This window comes from Branchiibius hedensis, from assembly GCF_900108585.1.
GTDB lineage: Bacteria > Actinomycetota > Actinomycetes > Actinomycetales > Dermatophilaceae > Branchiibius > Branchiibius hedensis.
In genome coordinates this window covers 449,796-465,988 of the sequence record NZ_UESZ01000001.1, presented here as the reverse complement: position 1 = coordinate 465,988, position 16,193 = coordinate 449,796, and the positions used below count along the sequence as shown (strand labels likewise).

The 16,193-nt window shown below is 68.7% G+C and carries 15 protein-coding genes and 1 pseudogene; 5 read left to right on the top strand and 11 right to left on the bottom strand.

Translation table 11 applies throughout. From position 1 onward, the window contains the following. The first annotated feature begins 1 nt into the window (after position 1). Complete coding sequence (locus DR843_RS02400) at positions 2 to 460, top strand: TspO/MBR family protein (RefSeq protein WP_170119725.1); 459 nt, start codon at positions 2 to 4, stop codon at positions 458 to 460. 19 nt (positions 461 to 479) lie between these two features. Here DR843_RS02400 and DR843_RS02395 read toward each other — a convergent pair whose 3' ends face one another. The 8 genes and pseudogenes from DR843_RS02395 to DR843_RS02365 form a co-directional block, all read right to left on the bottom strand. After that, positions 480 to 1,751 (bottom strand): LCP family protein, encoded by a 1,272-nt coding sequence (locus DR843_RS02395; RefSeq protein ID WP_211310171.1) that lies wholly within the window; start codon positions 1,749 to 1,751, stop codon positions 480 to 482. A gap of 78 nt (positions 1,752 to 1,829) precedes the next feature. Further along, positions 1,830 to 2,303, bottom strand: a complete 474-nt coding sequence (locus tag DR843_RS02390; RefSeq protein WP_170119724.1) for a pilus assembly protein TadG-related protein — start codon at positions 2,301 to 2,303, stop codon at positions 1,830 to 1,832. After that, the gene (locus DR843_RS19970) at positions 2,300 to 2,740 is read right to left on the bottom strand and encodes a pilus assembly protein (RefSeq protein WP_170119723.1); all 441 of its coding nucleotides are present in this window, start codon (positions 2,738 to 2,740) and stop codon (positions 2,300 to 2,302) included. Before DR843_RS19970 ends, DR843_RS02390 begins: the two co-directional genes overlap by 4 nt. Next, positions 2,737 to 3,126, bottom strand: coding sequence for a TadE/TadG family type IV pilus assembly protein (locus tag DR843_RS02385; RefSeq protein WP_281268775.1), 390 nt, complete (start codon positions 3,124 to 3,126; stop codon positions 2,737 to 2,739). The genes DR843_RS19970 and DR843_RS02385 overlap by 4 nt, the downstream gene beginning before the upstream one ends. Then, on the bottom strand, positions 3,119 to 3,334 hold the full coding sequence (locus DR843_RS02380) for a hypothetical protein (protein ID WP_109683931.1): 216 nt from the start codon (positions 3,332 to 3,334) through the stop codon (positions 3,119 to 3,121). The genes DR843_RS02385 and DR843_RS02380 overlap by 8 nt, the downstream gene beginning before the upstream one ends. 38 nt (positions 3,335 to 3,372) lie before the next feature. After that, a complete protein-coding gene (locus DR843_RS02375) occupies positions 3,373 to 4,296 on the bottom strand; it encodes a type II secretion system F family protein (protein WP_109683930.1) in 924 nt (307 codons plus the stop codon). After that, a pseudogene (locus DR843_RS02370) lies at positions 4,293 to 5,149 on the bottom strand (type II secretion system F family protein). The gene DR843_RS02375 and the pseudogene DR843_RS02370 overlap by 4 nt, the downstream one beginning before the upstream one ends. Next, on the bottom strand, positions 5,146 to 6,372 hold the full coding sequence (locus DR843_RS02365) for a TadA family conjugal transfer-associated ATPase (protein ID WP_109683929.1): 1,227 nt from the start codon (positions 6,370 to 6,372) through the stop codon (positions 5,146 to 5,148). Before DR843_RS02365 ends, DR843_RS02370 begins: the two are co-directional and overlap by 4 nt. A 165-nt stretch (positions 6,373 to 6,537) precedes the next feature. Here DR843_RS02365 and DR843_RS02360 point away from each other — a divergent pair, with 165 nt between their 5' ends. Next, entirely contained in the window at positions 6,538 to 10,299 is a 3,762-nt protein-coding gene (locus DR843_RS02360; RefSeq protein ID WP_170119722.1) for a type VII secretion EssC family protein, read from the top strand. On the opposite strand, the gene DR843_RS02355 is transcribed toward DR843_RS02360, so the two are convergent. From DR843_RS02355 to DR843_RS02345, 3 genes are read right to left on the bottom strand one after another with little or no spacing between them, the layout of a single operon-like run. Further along, a complete protein-coding gene (locus DR843_RS02355; RefSeq protein WP_245933950.1) occupies positions 10,244 to 10,867 on the bottom strand; it encodes a GNAT family N-acetyltransferase in 624 nt (207 codons plus the stop codon). The two genes, DR843_RS02360 and DR843_RS02355, sit on opposite strands and share 56 nt — an antisense overlap. Beyond that, a complete protein-coding gene (locus DR843_RS02350; protein WP_109683926.1) occupies positions 10,843 to 11,721 on the bottom strand; it encodes a cobalamin-binding protein in 879 nt (292 codons plus the stop codon). The genes DR843_RS02355 and DR843_RS02350 overlap by 25 nt, the downstream gene beginning before the upstream one ends. Before the next feature lie 18 nt (positions 11,722 to 11,739). Beyond that, complete coding sequence (locus DR843_RS02345) at positions 11,740 to 13,182, bottom strand: AAA-type ATPase lid domain-containing protein (protein WP_109683925.1); 1,443 nt, start codon at positions 13,180 to 13,182, stop codon at positions 11,740 to 11,742. A gap of 157 nt (positions 13,183 to 13,339) precedes the next feature. Between DR843_RS02345 and DR843_RS02340 the strand changes: the two genes are divergently transcribed. From DR843_RS02340 to DR843_RS02330, 3 genes are read left to right on the top strand one after another with little or no spacing between them, the layout of a single operon-like run. Next, positions 13,340 to 14,386, top strand: a complete 1,047-nt coding sequence (locus DR843_RS02340) for an amidohydrolase family protein (RefSeq protein ID WP_109683924.1) — start codon at positions 13,340 to 13,342, stop codon at positions 14,384 to 14,386. After that, the gene (locus tag DR843_RS02335) at positions 14,383 to 15,153 is read left to right on the top strand and encodes an iron-sulfur cluster assembly protein (protein ID WP_109683923.1); all 771 of its coding nucleotides are present in this window, start codon (positions 14,383 to 14,385) and stop codon (positions 15,151 to 15,153) included. Before DR843_RS02340 ends, DR843_RS02335 begins: the two co-directional genes overlap by 4 nt. Continuing rightward, positions 15,150 to 16,184, top strand: coding sequence for an NAD(P)-dependent alcohol dehydrogenase (locus DR843_RS02330; RefSeq protein ID WP_211310170.1), 1,035 nt, complete (start codon positions 15,150 to 15,152; stop codon positions 16,182 to 16,184). Before DR843_RS02335 ends, DR843_RS02330 begins: the two co-directional genes overlap by 4 nt. Positions 16,185 to 16,193 lie beyond the last annotated feature (9 nt).

Genomic DNA, 16,193 nt, shown 5'->3' with positions numbered 1-16,193 from the left:
TATGCGCTACCTGAAGTGGACCGCTCCGGCGGTGGCTGCCTGTGCCGCCCTGGGGACCCTCGGCACCAAACCCCAGTCCCCCTGGTATCTGGGGCTGAAGAAACCCGCATGGCAGCCGCCGGCGTGGCTGTTCGCTCCGGCGTGGACGTCGATCTACGCCCTCACCGCCGTGGCCTCGGCGCGCACGCTCGAGCGGTTACCCAACGACCAGGAGCACCGCAACTACACCGTGGCGCTGGGCGCGAACCTGGCCTTGAACACCGCCTTCACCTGGGTGTACTTCGTCGGCGAGCAGCTCAAACCCTCGGTCGCCATCCAGGCCGTCCTCGAAGTGAGCACCCTGGACCTGATCCGGCGCAGCGCCACGGTGGACCAGCCCTCGGCGCTGATGCTGGCGCCGTACGCCGCGTGGGGCGCCTTCGCGTTGACCCTGAACGCGGACATCGCCCGCCGCAACTGATCGGCCGGGTCCGCGGCGATCAGCTGGCCGAGTCCGGGACGTTCGGGGACAACTCGTAGGCCCGGGTGGGCGTCATCGGAATGCCGTTCAACGAGACCGTCTTGTAGGTGCTCACCTGTGCGCAGCCGGTGGCCGCGTCGGCGGTCGTCGCGTAGTCCGGTGCCGCGGAGGTCGCCGATGCGCTGGGGGTGGCGGTCGACGTACTCGGGGTCGGTGCCTTGCTCGTTGTGGTCTTCGAGGTGGTCTTCGAGTGCGAGAGCGGCACGTCGTCGGCGATCTTCTTGAAGAGCGCCGCCGCGTTGGGCGCGAGGACCAGCTCGTTCTTGTTCGCCGGGTTGTAGTCGGTCGGGGTCGTGACGAAGGTGATCCGACTGCTCGGGATGTCCTTGATCTCCAGGAGCAGACTGCTGAGGGCGGTCACCGAGCCGAGATCGTCATCGACGGTGACGGCCTTGGTCGCAGCGTCGGCCAGGTTGTAGACCTTCACCGGGTTCGCCAGGGTCGAGGCGGACTCGACCTGGCGGATCATCGAGGACAGGAACAGGTGCTGGGCAATGGTGCGCCCGACGTCGCCACCGTCACCGAACCCGTGCCGGGTCCGCAGGAACTCCAGGGCCGCCTTGCCCTCCAGCGTGTGAGTGCCCTTGGCCAGCTTCAGATGCGAGTAGGTGTCGTACACGTTGTTGTCCACGCACACCTCGACTCCGCCGACCGCATCGGACATCGTCACGACGCCGGCGAAGTCGATGACCACGAAGTGGTTGATGGTGATTCCGGTCAACTGGCCGACGGTCTGGGCGGTGCACGACGGGCCCGCCATCAGACTGGCGTTGATGCGGTCGGTGCGAGCCGGGACGGTCTTGCCCTCGTAGGTGCAGGCAGGGATCTTGACGACCGTGTCACGCGGAATGCTCAGCACGGTCGCGTTGGACCGGTCCGCGGCGACGTGCACGACCATGATCACGTCCGCGTTGGCGCCTTCTGACTCCGCGGCCGCGTTCGAGGTGGCGGTCGTCTTCGCGCAGGCCCCGCCCAGTGCACAGTTGGCCTCGCCGTCCCGGGTGTCCGAACCCATGACCAGGATATTGATCGGCCCGGTTTCCTGCTGCTTGGCGGTTCCGCTGCCCACCAGGGCATCGGTGCGGATGTTGCCGTTCAGGTGGTGCAGGAGCAAGCCCCCGCCGACCCCGATCGCCACGAGGACCACCAGGACACCGGCGAGGATACGACGGCGGATCACAGCGGTGCGGGCTCGACTGCGCTTTGCGGAGCGGGAAACGGGTTCGGGCACCGGGCGACGATAGTTGGGCATCCTGTGCGAATGATGAGCGGGGTTGGGTGAGTACCTGAACGCTGCCTGGGCGGCGGGCTACGGTGCGGTGTCGGTGTCGGACCGCGCCTCGGATTGCACGGTGATGGTCACGTCCTTACCGATGAGCGCCAGCAGCCCACCGGACAACGGTGGGCGCACCGTACCGCGCAGGATGACCCGCGCCGTGCGACCGTCGACGCTGCCGGTCCCGCCGACCACTGCCCATCCGGTCACCTGACCTGGCCGGTGCTGCCGGCCAAGGCTCGCGGCCGCGTCGGTGCGGACACTCTGGTCGGACAAGCTCACCTGCTGACCGACCCCGCCGCGGTAGATCGCACCGGGATCGACCGCGTCGGCGGCATCCAACGCCGCTGCGTCCGCCGCGTCGATCATCTGCACCCGGGCGAGTTGGACGGCGGTCACGTCGATGCCACCCATCACCAGCAGCGCGAGCAGCGCGAACAACCCGGCGCCCAGGATCAGCACCCGGCCCTGCTCGGGGTCCTGGCGCAACCGCTGGAGCCGGGTCACCGTTTGAACCGATCGACGGCCTCGGTGTGCGTCGCCGACACCGAGATGCTGGAAGGTACGACACCGCGCAGGAAGTCGGGGATCAGCGGCAGATCCACCGACAGGTCGGCGCGGGTCGTCACGGAGCTGCCCCGCGACAGGCACACCCCGGCGCATCGGGCGCTCACCTGGCCCGCGGAGCCGAAGCCCTGATCCTGGAAAGCCAGTCGTGCCGCTGCGCTCGCGCGCTGGTTGGCTGACACCGGGTCGTCTGCTGCGACAAAGGTGCGCGCGCTCTCCCGGGCGGCGGCGGTCACGGCGTACGTGCCCGCCTGCAACCGGGCAAGGGTGATGATCAGATAGAAGACCGGCAGTGTCAGCACGATTCCGACGACCAGGAACTCGATGACCGCTGAGCCGCCCTCGGCCGCACCCAGCCGCCGGCGCACTGCGTTCACTGGCCCTCCTGGTAGGCCCGCCCGCTGACAGTGAGGGTCTGGGCCGGGCCGAACGGGCCGACGATCGGCAGCGGGGCAACGACAGTCACGCGTACGACGCGTGCCCCGCCCTCGTTGACCACCTCCGCATGCACGTCGCGGGCAAAGCGCCCGGCCAGTCCACGCGTGATCAGGTCCCGTGTGCGGCTGGCTCCGGCGTCCGCAGTCGCGTCGGCGCGGGCGCCGAACCGGGCGCCCTCGGTGGCATCGGAGATCAGCGTGTTGCGGACGAAGAGCGCGAAGCCGACCTGGAAGGCCGCGAGGAACAGCAAGATGAGCAAAGCGCCCACCATGACGAATTCAGCTGGTGCAGAGCCCCGTTCGCGGTGTGACCGGCGCTCAGCCACCCGTAACACTGTGGATCGCCGTGCTGAACATGTTGGTCAGCGCCGGCCCGGCGAACTTCCACAGAGCGGTGACGAGGCCGGCCGTCATGATGGTGATCAGCACCCATCCGGGCACGTCACCCCGCTCTGGTTGCCGACCAGCGGATAGGTGGGTACGGGCCACCATGGCGCGCAGGATGCGCTCGTTCAATCGTCGTGCGGTGTTCATCTCTTCCTCCGGTGTGTTCTTAGTGCGGTGGGACGGGTTCACATGTTGAGGTTCAGGATCGAGAGGCCTGGATAAATGGCGAACAGGATGGTGATGGGCAGCACCAAGAACACGACCGGGATCATCATGTAGATCACCCGTCGGCCGCCGGATTCAATGAGTTGCTGCTTGCTGGCGTCCCGGGCGTCCTGGGCTTGGGCACGCATCACGTCAGCCAATGGGGTGCCTCGCTCGACAGCCACGACAATGCCGTCGACGAACCGAGCCAGACCGGGGAGCCCGGTGCGATCGGACAGGCCCTGCAAGGCTTCGGGCAGGGACGCTCCGGCGCGGGCATCGACCAAGCACCGCTGCAGCTCCGCGGACAGGTGACCGCTGGACAGGTTCGCGATGCGCTCGAGGGCGGCAGCGGCGCCCTCTCCCGCGGTGATCGCCAACGCCAACATCTCTGCCACTGCAGGGAATTCACCCAGGATGGCGCGCTCGCGCGACTCGGCCGCTCGCGTCAGCATCTGGTCGCGCAGCACCACGCCGCCGGCCACGGCGATCGGAATGAGGATGACGTCGGTGAGGGAGGTTCCGCCGTTCATCAGTTGCAGCGTCGCGTAGCCAGCGGCGGCAATGCCCGCCACCATGCCCCACATCGCCTGCTGGGCGCGGAAGCCGTCGACGTCGTCGGGTTGGCCAGCCCTGGCCAGTCGGCGACGGACCGACGTCGTTCCGCCCAACCAGTGGTCCACCAGCGCCCCCGCCCGACGCAACAGCGGTGCCAGCGCGGCGTTGACCGATATCTCGTCGGTGGTTCCCGCCAGGAGGTGGGAGGGCCGGGGTGTGGTCACGACGTACGGCGCAATGCGATCGGCCAAGGTGGCGTGTCGGCGCATCGGCAACCCGCGCCACACCAACAGCAGTCCGGTGCCGACCAGCGCTCCGCACAACAACCCACTCCACAACGGATTCATCGCATGACCCGTTCTTCGTCGGGTAGCTGACCCAACCGGCGCATCACCGGTAGGCGACCAGCGACACTGCGGCGCCGATCGCAAGCACTGCGACTCCGGTGGAGCTCTGGTACGCCTGAAGGGACTCGCCGCGAGTTGCCATGAGCGCCAGCACAATCCACGGAGCACACAACGCCAGACGCGCTGCGTTGACCGTCCAGCTCTGACGCGCTTCGAGCTCGGCGCGGGTGCGCGCGTCGTCCCGCAGGAATGAGCTGAGGGTCCGCAGCAGTCGGCCCAGATCCGTGCCACCGACGGCGCGCGCGATCCGCAGTGACTCGACCAGTCGGTCCGACACCGGGTCCGCCAGGCGATCCTTCAACCGGTCCAACGCGTCGTTGAACTGACCGGTCGCGCGGTAGTCGTGCGCGAAGTCGGCGAACGCCGGACGCAACTCCTCCGGACCGCGGACGCCCAGTTGGGCGAGCGACTCCGGCAGGGCCATCCCCGCGCGCACGGCCGAAGAGATGTTGTCGACGACGTCCGGCCAGACCTCGCGCAGCACGGTGCGCCGTCGTCGCGCCCGCATCCGCACAAAGGCCAGCGGCGCGTAACCCGCAATGACCGCGAAGGCTGCGCTCACCGGTGCGACGGACGTCATCGCCATCGTCAGGACGAACACGGCGGCGCCGGTGATCAGGCAGATGGCGATCAACTGACCTGGGCTGATCGAGGTGTAGCCGGCCTGACCGATCAGGTCGCGCAGCCGGGTCAACGGGTCGACCCGCTGCGTGCGGGTCGACTCCCCGGTCCGCGGCCACCACGACCACCACAGGCAGAAGACGCCGGCCCCGAGCAGCAGTACCGGGATCATGTCGCCTCCGCGAGGACCGCGGCCACGTCGATGCCGGCGCTCTCGAACCGGTCCCGGTGCGGCGGGAAGCCGTCGGCTCGCACCAACTCCCCCGATCGGCGTACGAACAAGGGTGCCAACTCGATCACGTCACCCTCGGCTCGGCCGGGCACAGCGCAGATCTCCCGTACGACGCGCCGACCGTCGCGCTCCAGCGCGACCTGAACGACGATGTCGATGGCGTTGGCAACCGTGGGCACCACGAAGCTGGAACTCACGTTCGGCCCCGCCAGCAGGGGAAGTGTGCACATCTTCATGACGGCCTCACGCGCCGAATTGGCATGCAGCGTAGCCATTCCCGGTAGTCCACTGTTCAACGCGATCAACAGGTCGAGACTCTCCTCCTGCCGCACCTCACCCACGATGATCCGCGAGGGCCGCATCCGCAGCGCCTCCTTGACCAACCGACGCAACGGAATCTCGCCGGTGCCCTCCAGACTCGGTTGACGGCACTGCATCGCCGCCCAATCGCGCAAGCTCAGTTTGAGTTCGAAGACTTCTTCGCAGGACACAACCCGCTCGTTGGCCGGGATGGCCGACGCGAGGCAGTTCAGCATGGTCGTCTTGCCCGCCTGGGTGCCGCCGGCGACGAGGACGTTGAGCCCGGAAGCCACCGCCGCCGACAGGAACCGCGCGGCGGGCGTGGTGATCGTGCCCAGCGCGACCAGATCTTCCAGACGGTCGGCGCGGGCGACGAACTTGCGAATGTTGATCAGCCAGTGGGTGCGCGACACGTCGGGGATCGTGACGTGCAGTCGGGAGCCGTCCGGCAACGTCGCATCGACAAACGGAGAGCTGAGATCTATTCGGCGACCGCTCGGTTTGAGCATGCGTTCCACCAGAGCGCGCACCTGCTCCGCGCTCAGCAACGTGCTGGTCAGTTCGGTCCGGCCGTGCCGGGCGATGAACACCCGCGACGGCTCATTAACCCAAATTTCTTCAACGCTCGGATCATCGAGAAATGGTTGCAACGGACCGAAGCCCGCGACCGCGTCCAAGACCTGCCGGTGCGCCGCCGTGCTGTCCGGTAACGGGTCGAGACCGCCGTGCAGCGCCCGCTCTTCGTAGTCCCGCACCGCTGCGCGGACCAGATCGGCGACCGCGTCATGATCGCGCGCCGGGTCCAGGCGCTGGCGACGGATCAGTTCTCTGACCTCGCCCTCGACCATCTGGACGCCGTTCATTGGATACCCCCTCGCGCCGTCATGTCCCGAGCGACGAGCACGATGAAAGCGGATTGGAGATGCCCTATGGGGATTTCCACAGACGACTTTAAGAAACCTTTACAACTTCTGGGGTTATCCCCAGCGTGTCCTGCGCCCCCTGCGCCGACGACGCACACTGCGGCTATGACGACGGTGCGGTTGACCATTTGCGAGGGCGCCCGGAGCCGGGATGTCGTGGTGCGCGCGCCCGCCGGAACCACCTGGGCCGAGGTCATCGCCGCGAATCCGACGCTGCCCCAGGGCCTCTTCGCCGGTGCGCGACCGATTGCGGCCACCGATGTCGTGGGTTCACACCCGCTCGTTCATGCCGCAGTGCTCAGCAGCACGCCGGCTGCGGCGGTGACGCGCCACCTGCTCGAACTGCACGTCATCGAAGGACCGGGTGCTGGAGCGTGGGTGCCGTTGGGTCCGACCAGTGTGACGGTGGGCCGTGCGCGCAGCGCCGTGCTGCAGGTGCCCGACCCCGGTGTCAGTCGCCATCACCTCACCGTGGGGCTGGACTCCGGGCGGGTGGTGGTGACTGCTCACGATGCCACCAACGGCACACTGGTGGACGGTCAACCGCTCGCGCCGGCCACCGAGCGAGAACTCACGCTCGGCAACCGGATCGGCATCGGCAACAGCGTGCTGGAACTCGTCCGTCGTGACGGCGTGCCGACGATGACCTGGCCGGAGCCACCCCCGCAGGTGCAGATTCGGATGCCTGCAGCCCCCCAACCGCCCGAGAAGCGACCGTGGCCGCTGGCAATGGCGCTGCTGCCGTTGGTGGTCGCCGGCGGGGCCGCGCTGTTGCTGCACAACCCGATGTTCCTGATGTTCGCGGTGCTGTCTCCGGTGATGCTGCTGTCGCAGTACGTCACCGACCGCCGGGGCGGCTCCCGGTCCCATCGCCGGGCGATGGCCGCGCACCGGGACGACGTCGAGGTGGCCGAGGCGCAGGTGCGCCGCGCGCTGGAGCAGGAGATCGCCGTACGCCGATCGCGGACGCCCGCCCTCGGCACCACCGTGTGGGTGGCCCGGTCGGGCGCTGCTGCCCGGTGGTCGCGCGATCCCACGGCGGAACTCCGGCTACGACTCGGCACCGGCGTCGTCGAGTCCGGGGTGACCCGTCGATGGCAACGCCACACGTTCGGCGACGACGACATCGAGCCGGTCGCGCTGCAGCAGGCCCCGGTGGAGATCGATCTGCGCACGGCCGGTCGTGTGGAGCTCGCTGGGCCGCAACGCCAGCTGGTCGCCCAGTCGCTCCTCACCCAGCTCGCCACGTGGTTCTCACCCGACGAACTGCAGATCGTCGTCTGCGCGTCACCGGTGAATCGCCCCGCATGGCAATGGCTTCGCTTCCTGCCCCATGTGCTGCCCGCTCCCGACGCGACGCCACGAATCGGTCCGACCTGTGCGGACACCGCCGCCGACACCACGGTGGTCCTCGTGACGGATGAGGTAGCCGCCAACGCTCCAGCCGACGCCGTGGTCATCGCGCTCGTGGCCGACAGCACACCGCAGCCCGGTCGCATCGTGACCACCGCGCAGGGCAGGGTCGACGGACTCGACATCACCCTCGACCTGCCCGCTCCCGGTCAGGCCGAGACCGCAGTCCGCGCCCTCGCCGCCGCCACCGGATCGCAGCGCAGCAGCGTCGGTCTACCCCGCGAGGTCTCGCTGGTCGACCTGGCGCGCGAGTACCGCACCCTTGATCCCACCCATCCCGACGCCGTGCTGCGTGCGTGGTCCGAAGCCTCGGACCGTGTGCTGCTGGGACGGACCGCCGAAGGGCCGTGGGAGGTGAGCCTGCCGGTCGACGGGCCGCACGCCCTGATCGCCGGCACCACCGGAGCCGGCAAATCCGGTCTGCTGCAGACCTTCCTGGTGTCGTGGGCGCTGAGTCGGTCCCCGCAGGAGTTGAGCTACGTGCTCATCGACTACAAGGGCGGTGCGGCGTTCTCGGGGTGCGCCGGCCTGCCGCACACCGTGGGTATGGTCACCGACCTCGATGCGTCGCTGACGGTGCGAGCACTGCGCTCCCTGCAGGCCGAGATCCGCCGGCGGGAACAACTCCTGGCCAGTGCCGGCGCGGTCGACTACGCCGCCTATCGCGACAACGGCGGCGGGTTGGCTCGCCTGGTGCTGGTGATCGACGAGTTCCGGGTCCTGGCCGACGAGTTGCCCGATTTCGTGCACGGCTTGGTGCGGCTGGCAGCGGTCGGCCGCTCTATGGGTATTCACCTGATCCTGGCCACCCAGCGACCGGCGGGGGTCGTCTCGGCAGACATCCGGGCCAACATGGACCTGCGAATCGCATTGCGCCTCAACGATGTCACTGACTCGCGTGACGTCATCGACGCTGATGACGCCGCCCGCCTCGACCCCAGCCGGCCCGGCCGAGCAGTCGCCCAGCGGGCCGGAGGCGACCGGCAACGAGTGCAAGTCGCACGGGTGAGTGGGCACACTCCGCGTCTCGACGCTGCTCCCGAAGTGCTGTCCGTCGACCCGCAGACCGGCGCACCGATATCGCGCCGGGCACGCGAGGACGATGACGACCTCAGCCGGATCGTGTCCGCGATCCGCCGAGCGCACGCGTTGGAGGGATCCGCGCCCGCCCATCGGCCCTGGCTGCCGCCGCTGGCGGCGCGGCTCACCGCCGAATCCGGTGGGGCAGGAACCGCGCCGCTCGGCCTGGTGGATCTACCCGACGAGCAGCGCCAGGAGTGGACGGGGTGGTCGCTGAAGGACGGCAATCTGCTGATCGTCGGCGGTCCGGCCAGTGGTCGAAGCACCGTGTTACGCACCCTCGCCACCGGGAGTCGTGAGTCCGTCTATTGGCTAACCGCCTCGAAACCGACGGTCGGAGAGTCACTCCCGCACATCGGCGCCGTGATCCGGTTCGACGAACATGCACGGGTCCATCGTCTGCTGACCTGGTTGGAGGACCGCATCGCCCACGGCGGTGCGGACCCGGTGCGACTACTGATCGATGACTGGGACAGTCTGCAGGCCCGCACGGACGCCCTGTCGCTCACGCTGAGCGACCGGCTGCTCGCGATCTTGCGCGACGGCCCTCGCGCGGGGGTGGTGACCGCGGTCGCGGGCGGTCGTGGCGTCGTCAGCGGTCGGGTGTCGGGCCTGGCCGCGCGCCGGCTGTGTCTGACCAGCGGTGGCACCGACGACGTGATCCTGCTCGGTGTGAAACCCGCACAGCTACCCTCGCTCGGCACGCCGGGTCGTGGCCTTCTGCTACCCGAGGAGTTGGAGATCCAGTGCGCTCTGCCCGGCGCGCCAGCACCGGACGCGTCCGTCGCGGTGCGGTTCGATCCCCTTCCCGCACAGGTTGATTCGCTGCCCGCAGGGGCCTTCGGCGTCGGTCTCGACGGACCGATCGGGTGGCGGGACGATGACCGGGCAATCCTGATCGCGGGACCACCCGGCAGTGGCCGCAGCACCGCCCTGGCCGCGAGCGCGGCGGCCGACCCCGGCCGCACCTTCTGGCTCACCGATCCGGCACAGACCACCGACCTCACCCGATGGGCAGGTGAGCATCCCGGTGGCACCGTCTACGTCGACGACGCCGACCAACTCGGTGGTACGCCGATCGAGGGCTTGCTCGCCGACCTCGCCGGACGACACAGACTGGTCGTGACTTCGTCGCTGACTTCCGCAACTGCCGCGTTCACCGGTCTGCTGCCGTTGGTGAAGCGTGCGGGGGTCGGTGTGATCCTGCAGCCCGGGCCGCGCGACGGTGAGGTCCTGGGCGTCAGTCTGCCCACGTCGTACGACGAGGGGCCGGGTTCGGGGGTTGTGGTGCATCGCGGCCGACTGACCCAGGTGCGCGTCAGCCGAGCCGCTTGCCGAACCACTGGGTGCCCTCCGGCGACGGCAGCGGGGTGAACCCGAGCCGGTGGTAGAAGGCGATCGCGCCGGAGTTGTCCTTCGATGCACCCAGATGCACTCCGGGGACGCCGCGAGCCACCAGCGCCTCGCACAGCACCTCGATCAGGCGACGGCCGAACCCCTGGCCCTGCAACACCGGGAGCAGGTCGATGTGCAACTGCGCCGGGTACTCCGCGGCCAGCGGGTCCCGGGTCGAACCATGGGTGTACCCCGCTTCGGTCACCAACTCCTGCAGCGTCGTGGGGTGCTCGGCCCGGGGGTAGCGCTGGGCGACGCTCGGCCACCACTGCGTCGCGAACCACTGGTCGAACTCCAACGTGTCTGCGGTCGCGACCAGGTAGCCGACCGGAGGTTTCCTGCCATCGGCGACAACCCACGCAAGGTCCGGGCAGTGCGCCAGGTAGGGATTGAGGTAGATGTCGGGCAGCAGACCCGGCGGGTCGAAGAGGCCGGACGCGTCGCCACCCATGGCGCCGGTGCGCACGCACACCTCGGCGAGCGCCGCTTCGTCCCCGGGTCGGTAGCCTCTGATCCGCCAGTTCATCGCAACCGCAGGGGTTTCCACGGTCGATCCGGCATCGGCACGTCGTGCAACAACGACGCGAGGGCCTCGACACCGTCCACCAGCCGCGGCCCGGGACGAGCAAAGGACGCGTTCGCATCGACCGCCCAGACCGGGACGTCCGGCAGCTGGTCGAGGATCTGGCTGCCCAGGCGAGCAGAGTCGGCGACGTCGTACCCGCACGGCGCCACCACGATGACCTCCGGTCGAGCGTCACGCACCGCCGCCCAGTCGACCCGCTCGGAGCGCTCACCGGCGACACCCAGTACCGATTGACCGCCGGCCAGGGTCACCATCTGCGGGATCCAATGCCCCGGAGCGAACGGCGGGTCGGTCCACTCCAGCACCAGCACCCGCGGCCGGGCCCGACCCGCGACAGTGCGAGCGACCGCGGCCAGGCGCTCCTGCAGGTCGGTCACCACCACCGCCGCTGCCTCGTCGTGACCGGTGGCCGCGCCGAGCGTCCGGATCGAGTCCACCACCTCGCCCATCGTATGCGGGTCGATCGTCAGCACCTGCGCGGTGCAGCCCAGGTAGGCCAACGCGTCATCGACCACCGAGACGTCGACCGCGCAGACGGCACACAGATCCTGCGTCACCACCAGGTCGGCAGCCAACGACCGCAACGCGTCAGCGTCCAGGTGGTAGAGGTCCTCGCCGCGGGCCAGCGCGGCGGCAACGTAGTCGTCGATCTCTCGCGGTGAAAGCCCCTGCGGCATCGCCGAATTCGAGACGATGATGCGCTCAAGCGCCTCCGGTGGCGTGTCGCATTCGAAGGTCACGCCCACCACATCGTCGCCGGCTCCGATCGCGAAGAGGATCTCCGTCGTCGACGGAAGCAGGGACACGATGCGCACGCCCCGACCCTACGTGGGTTACGCGCGGGGCACGTGCACGCCGTACTGCGACACCTTGCGGTAGAGGGTTGCCCGGCTCATCCCCAGGTGGGCGGCCGCCTGCTGCATCGTGGTCCCGGGGCGGGACAGGGCACGGACGATCTCGTCGCGCTCGAACCGTTCGATCCGCGACAACCGTCGGCTGGCGGCCGACAACACTGACGGCGGCAGGTGGCGTACGTCGATCACGTCGGCCCGCATCGCGGCGTGCCGGATCACGCGCACGAGTTCGGTGACGTTGCCCGGCCACGCGTGATCGGTCAACGCACGGCGGGCGGCGGCGGTGATCTCCACCTCGCGACCGCGGGCCCGCGCGGCCACGTGCAACGCGATCGGCACCACGTCCTCCGGCCGCTCCCGTAATGCCGGCAGCGGCACCACCGTCTCGATGAGCGGCAACAGCGGAGCGGGGACGTCCTCGAGCCGCTCAGCAGTTAGCACGATCGGCAGACCCGCGCTGGCGATGAGCAACTGGGCCAGCCGGTCCGCAGCCCACAGCGGCAACACGTCGACGTCGCCGACGATGACCGCCGTGTCGGGTTTGCCCACCTCCGGAGTCCACAGCATCAGCCACGGCTCGAGGTCCTGGGGTGCGGGAGCCGAGGCCGACAGGATCCGGCTTCGCGGTTGCACCCGCCGCAGCGCCTGCGCCAACAACGTCACGCGCCCTGCGCCGGCCTCCCCCACGGCCGCCACGACACGGCCGGCCGCGATCGCCGAACTGGCGTGATCCAAGGCCTGGCCCCAGCCGGTGGACAGCGCGAAGGTCGAACCGCTGCCCGGCTCCAGGTGTGGGGCCACCACCCGGAAGACCTCACCGCGCGGCGCCGGGTGTGGCGTGCGGCCCTGGGACCGGGTCAGCATCAGCGCCGCGGTGTTGCTGGCCGCGGACTGCGCCAGTGCCAGCAGCAGGTCGTGCGAGGAATCCGACCAGGTCGTGAGGTTGACCGCTCCCTGTAGTCGTCCGGACGTCGGGTCGAGCACGGGTGCTGCGGCACAGGTGTATTCGGTCAGGCTCTGCGCGTAGTGCTCCTTGGCCCGGACCACCGTCGGCGACCGGTCGGCAAGAGCCAGGCCCAGACCGTTGGTTCCGGCCTCCCGCTCGGAGTAGCCGAACCCGGGCGCCAGGTGCACCGCGTCCAACGCCCGCAGCAGCGAGTCGTCGCCGCTGTGCCGGTTGAGCACGATGCCGTCGGAGTCGGTGAGCATCAGGCTGATCGGTTCACCGGCGAGGGTCTGTTGCAGGTCCCGCAGCACCTGATCCCCGCATTGGAAGAACAACGATTCGGTGTCCAGTCCCCCGGTGAAGGCGGGGTGCACCTGGTCCAGCGACACGCCGTACTCCTGGCTGCGCTGCCACGACGCCAGCACCCGCTGGGACGCCGGCCGGCCATCGTGCGCCCGCTCGGGTAACACGTCCATGCCACACACCTCCTGGTGTGACCTACGTTACAAAGATCTGCGGGCGCCCGCCGGGCGCGACGTCTCAAAGTGAGACAGCGCAGGTGGGCCGGGCGGGACGTGGACGACCTACCTTCGGCGATGTGACACGAGTCACAGCACCGACCAGGAGGCCCGCATGTACACCAAGGACGGCGAGAAGTACTTCATCGTCGACGCCCACATCGCTTTGTGGGACGCGCGCGAGAGCAACCAGCGCAACATCCACGGCAAGCAGTTCATCGACTGCTTCTACGACTACCACCGCAACCTCTCCCCCGAGTCGGAGGTGTGGCCCTACGAGGACTACCTCTACCAGGGCGGCGAGCGGTTGATGAAGGACCTGTTCACCGACGGTTACGTCGACCACGCCATCTTCCAGCCGGCCTACCTCGGCGAGTTCTACAAGACCGGATTCGGGCAGACCGAGGAGGCGTTCGCCCTCACCCAGGCCAACCCGGACAAGCTGACCTACAACCACAACTTCGACCCGCGCAACGGCGAGGCCGGTCTGGACCAATTGCGCGCCGACGCAGAGCGATTCGGACTCAAGGGCGTCAAGCTCTACACGGCCGAGTGGCACGGGGAGAGCCGTGGCTGGAAGCTGGATGACCCGTGGGCCTACCGGTACTTCGAGCTGTGCCGCGAGCTCGGGATCAAGAACATCCACATCCACAAGGGTCCGACGATCCGCCCGTTGGATCGGGACGCCTTCGACGTCGCCGATGTGGATCACGTGGCCACCGACTTCACCGACCTGAACTTCATCATCGAGCACGTCGGCCTGCCCCGCCTGGAGGACTTCTGCTGGATCGCCACCCAGGAGCCCAACGTGTGGGGCGGTCTCGCGGTGGCGATGCCCTTCATGCACACCCGGCCGCGCTACTTCGCCCAGATCCTGGGTGAATTGCTCTACTGGATCGGTGAGGACCGGATCACCTTCTCCTCCGACTACGCGATCTGGACGCCGCGCTGGCTGGTGGAGCAGTTCGTGGACTTCCAGATCCCGGAGGACCTCACCGAGTACGCGCCGGTCACCACCGAGCAGAAGAAGAAGATCCTCGGCCTGAACGCGGCTCGCCTCTACGACCTGCAGGTGCCCGCTGAGTTGCAGTTGCCGACCGCCGATGAGACGGCGACCGGTCCGCGACAGCCGGAAGCGGCGGATCTGGTCGGCGCCAAATGAGCGCAGTTCTCACCCTTGAGGACTCGGTCATCGAAGCGCTCGGCGTCGTCCTTGACCCGGAACTCGACGAACCGATCACCGACCTCGGCTTCGTGCGCAGTGTCGCGGTCGATGGGTCGTCAGTGACGGTGCACCTGCGGTTGCCGACGTCGTTCTGTTCACCGAATTTCGCCTATCTGATGGCCTCCGACGCCAAGGATGCGCTGGTCGCGCTGGACTGGACCGACGGCGTGGTTGTGGAGTTGGACGATCACCACGACTCGCCGATCATCAACGCCGGGTTGGCCGGTGACCTGGGCTACCGGGGCACCTTCCGCCATGAGGCGCTGGACAGTCTGGACGAGTTGCGTACGACGTTCCGCCGCAAGGCGCACACCGCCGCCATGGAGCGTGCCCTGACCGACCTCCTGCGCGCCGACCCGTCCCGCTCGGTCGAATCGTTGGCCGACGTACGCCTGGGCGAGCTGCCCGAAGGTGAGCATCGAGCGGCCCTGGTGCGTCGGCGTACGGCGATCGGATTGCCCACGGGTCAGGACGATTACGTGCTGGTCGACCACGCGAACACCCGCCCGGGCAATGTGCCGCTTGCCGTTGCCCGGGCGCGGTCCACTCGCATCTCGATCGACGGCAACGCGCACTTCTGCCGCGGCCTGCTGCGTACCCGCTACCCCGGATCCGAGCAGGACCAAACCGTGCGGACCGACGGGCTGGAGCCCGCCGACGCCGCGTTCATTTCCCTCACCACCCTCAAGGAGTCTTTGTCATGAGCACGATGCGAGCCGTCCAGGTGGTCGGCTATCACCAGAACCTGCAGATGGACCAGGTCCCGGTCCCCGAGCCGACCGGCCCCTGGGACGTCGTGGTCAAGATCGGCGGAGCGGGTGTCTGCCGCACCGACCTGCACATCCTGGAAGGCCAGTGGGCCGAGAAGTCCCAGGTGCAATTGCCCTACACGATCGGGCACGAGAACGCCGGCTGGGTATCGGCGGTCGGCAGCGCGGTGACCAACGTGCAGGAGGGCGACACCGTCATCCTGCACCCGCTGATCACCTGTGGCCTGTGCCGGGCCTGCCGCAGCGGCGACGACGTGCACTGCGAGGCCAACGCCTTCCCGGGCATCGACACCAACGGCGGGTACGCCGAGTACCTCAAGACCTCGGCGCGCAGCGTGGTCAAGATCGACTCCTCGCTGCACCCCGCGGACGTGGCGGCGCTGGCGGACGCCGGCCTCACGGCGTACCACGCGGCGGCCAAGGCGGCCCGGCGCCTCACGCCGCGCGACAAGGTGGTCGTGATTGGTGCAGGAGGTTTGGGGCACATCGGGATCCAGGTGCTCAAAGCGCTCAGCCCGGCCGAGATCATCGTCGTGGACCGCAACGCGGACGCGGTGAAGTTGGCTCTGTCGATCGGCGCCGACCACGGTGTCGTCGCCGAAGGCACCCAGGTCGAGCAGGTGCTGGACCTCACCGGTGGCAACGGCGCCGAGGTGGTCGTCGACTTCGTCGGCGAGAACGGCGCGACGGCCGAGGGCACCGCGATGCTGCGGCAGGCCGGCGACTACCACGTGGTCGGGTACGGCGAGAACATCGACGTGCCGACCATCGACATCATCTCCACCGAGATCAACTACATCGGCAACCTGGTCGGCTCCTACAACGACCTGTGCGATCTGATGGAGTTGGCGCGGCGCGGGGCGGTGACCCTGCACACGCAGAAGTACGCGCTGGATGACTTCCAGACCGCGATCGACGACCTGGACAATGGTCGGGTGCGCGGCCGCGCCATCCTCGTCCCCTGAGTTGTTAGG